Raw genomic sequence first — 2,384 nt, 5'->3', positions numbered from 1 at the left:
GATGATCAGCAGCAATTTCAAGGACTCTGACATCTTTCTTTGCAGCGGCAAGCATAAAGGCAGAATTATGCTTAAAATACTGAGAATCGGCACTACTTCTCAGTGCACGATAATTTTCAGAAACAACATTAAGCATAAACTCTTCTGGCGATTTAAGATTATCAGGCAGTGTCTTTTCGTTGATACAAGAAGGATATCCGGCCTCAATAACAGCCACCGCATGCTTGCAAAGCGCCCCATTGTCCGTAAACAGGGCAAAGCGATCTGGTGTAAATGAACCCTGATTAAAAAGAGTAACAAGGATCAAGAGCTTATCCTCATGATTTGAGTTCTTCATTAACGCAGTATACATTTCCTTATTAAGTAACATTGATTCAGTTACTTGATTCGCATATTTCGACTTTAATGGACTTAATAAATCTAATAGCTTCATACTATCGCTATCAAATACAAGAGGAATACAGGAGTTTAACCCTCTCTTGTCGAGAAGGAGTATTGCTTCTGTAGTTAAATTGCTGGATACAGTCTTGATTATTTCATCTTTAGATACAATTTTTGCATCCAGGAGAACCTTAACAGTATGGCATTTATCAGGTGAAGAGATTAATTCCGATAAATAATACGTTTCAATCGCTAACTTCTGGAACTGAAGAAGAATATCAGACAGCTCATTATCGTTTAAAGTATCGCTGATAGTGTGTATTTTTTTATTCTCATTAAGAAGAAAATCGTCAAACAGATAATCCACTACAGGACGTTTATTCTTATCCATGCAATAAGTAATAATTTGTTCCGCAGATATCGCAGGGTTTTTCATTAAAGAAATAAGGTTATGTGTATTATGCTCTTTAGCTAAAAAGTGGATAGCAGATACTAGCTCCGCATTATGAATCAAAGCATCATATTGATGCTGCAAATTGTATTCATTGGCAAAGGACAGTGCACTCACCAACTCTTCACTGTGATTATTGTTTATTGTAATAATTCTTGTAATACGTATAAACAAACGACATCATGAGTTTTAATAGCTCTTTGTTATTGTTTTTATTCGCTGTAATTTGTTCTTCTAAAGTGGACAGAGATTGCTCTTTTAGAGAATGAACAAAAGTTAAATAAGATGAGTTATTAATTGGCATTTAAATCCCTAACATATTTGGATTGAGACATGATAAATTTTTTTTATTAAGGTTTTCTTAGATAGAAATATGGGGCTCACCAGATGCGGTGCAAATAATCGTACCTCATTAATTATTGCTTTATTTTACAATCAATTAACATCGCTTTATTTTATAGAATGAAGCATCATATATTACAACTGCAGTGGTCAATAACGAATTAAAACAGCCTATCCGTTAAAATATTTTAATCACCACTATACAAATGAGGTCAGACCAGATTATCATCAACTGTGTATTAATGATTATCACAAATACATGACGAACATTTAAATCGGATATAATCATCAAATGGAGTGTATGAAATTGGAAAGAACAGGTAAGAAAATAGCTTATAAAGCCATCTCTGGTTGTTTATTGGCGTTATCAGCATCAGCCGCTTTCAGCGGAACCATGGGTCCTGCAGTTGTAGCCCCCGGAAAAATCTATGTAGGTGTTTTTGGCGGCGGCGGCGGACTCTCCAGTGCTGATATCAGTCAATATGGCACAGCATTTTTTACCGAAGCAGCAGGTGGTCCTTTAGCAGTTAACTCTTTTGGCACCTCAGACAGCACCACATTTGGAATGGTGGGCGGTCATATTGGTTATGAATGGACTAATGTTATAGGTATGCATATGCCAGTAACCCCGGCTGTTGAGTTGGAAGGTTATTATATTGGCGGAGCGACCCTGGAAGGACATGAGATCAATAACGATACAACAAGACTGACAGAACATGATTTTTTAGTTCATTACCCATTAAAATCAGGGGTTTTTCTTGTTAATGCCGTATTGAATGCTAATGACTCACTTTTTGGAAATTTTAAACCTTACGTGGGTGTTGGTATCGGTTCAGCAATAGTATCTATTTCTGACGCAAGCTCATTACAAACCAGTCCACCGGAAATTGGAGTCAACCATTACTCTGAAACCAGCGATAAATCACTTGCCTTTGCCGCACAGCCCAAAATAGGCTTCCGCTTTGATTTTGGTTCAAGTACTAGTGTCTTCGCTGAATACAGATTCCTGTATCTTTCCGAAACTAGTTATACCTTTGGTTCAACCCGCTCCCCAGGACATGCTGCAACAGCTCCTTGGGAAGTTAAAATCAAACCTCAGTACTATAACATGGGTACTGTAGGTATTAATTTTGATCTATAATTAAGTAGGTATAATCAACGATAGTGTCGCTAAGCTCGTGATTGATTTAAGCCATCCGTGGCTAAAATC

General features: G+C 37.0%; 3 protein-coding genes. 1 reads left to right on the top strand and 2 read right to left on the bottom strand.

Going from position 1 to position 2,384, the window contains the following annotated elements; genetic code table 11:
- Both Q0495_RS05955 and Q0495_RS05950 read right to left on the bottom strand, forming a co-directional pair.
- Window positions 1-949 (bottom strand): hypothetical protein (locus tag Q0495_RS05955; RefSeq protein WP_298624093.1); only part of this gene is annotated, 949 nt, incomplete at its 3' end.
- Window positions 950-965: 16 nt separating this feature from the next.
- Window positions 966-1,136 carry a hypothetical protein gene (locus Q0495_RS05950; protein WP_298624091.1) on the bottom strand — a complete coding sequence of 57 codons (171 nt, stop codon included), beginning with the start codon at window positions 1,134-1,136 and terminating at the stop codon, window positions 966-968.
- Between the two features lie 339 nt (window positions 1,137-1,475).
- Here Q0495_RS05950 and Q0495_RS05945 point away from each other — a divergent pair, with 339 nt between their 5' ends.
- Window positions 1,476-2,315, top strand: coding sequence for a hypothetical protein (locus tag Q0495_RS05945; RefSeq protein WP_298624089.1), 840 nt, complete (start codon window positions 1,476-1,478; stop codon window positions 2,313-2,315).
- The last annotated feature ends 69 nt before the right edge of the window (window positions 2,316-2,384 follow it).

It is taken from the genome of uncultured Legionella sp., from assembly GCF_937871865.1.
GTDB lineage: Bacteria > Pseudomonadota > Gammaproteobacteria > Legionellales > Legionellaceae > Legionella.
Note: the sequence above shows the minus strand (reverse complement) of the source record. Positions and strands in the feature narration are given on the sequence as shown.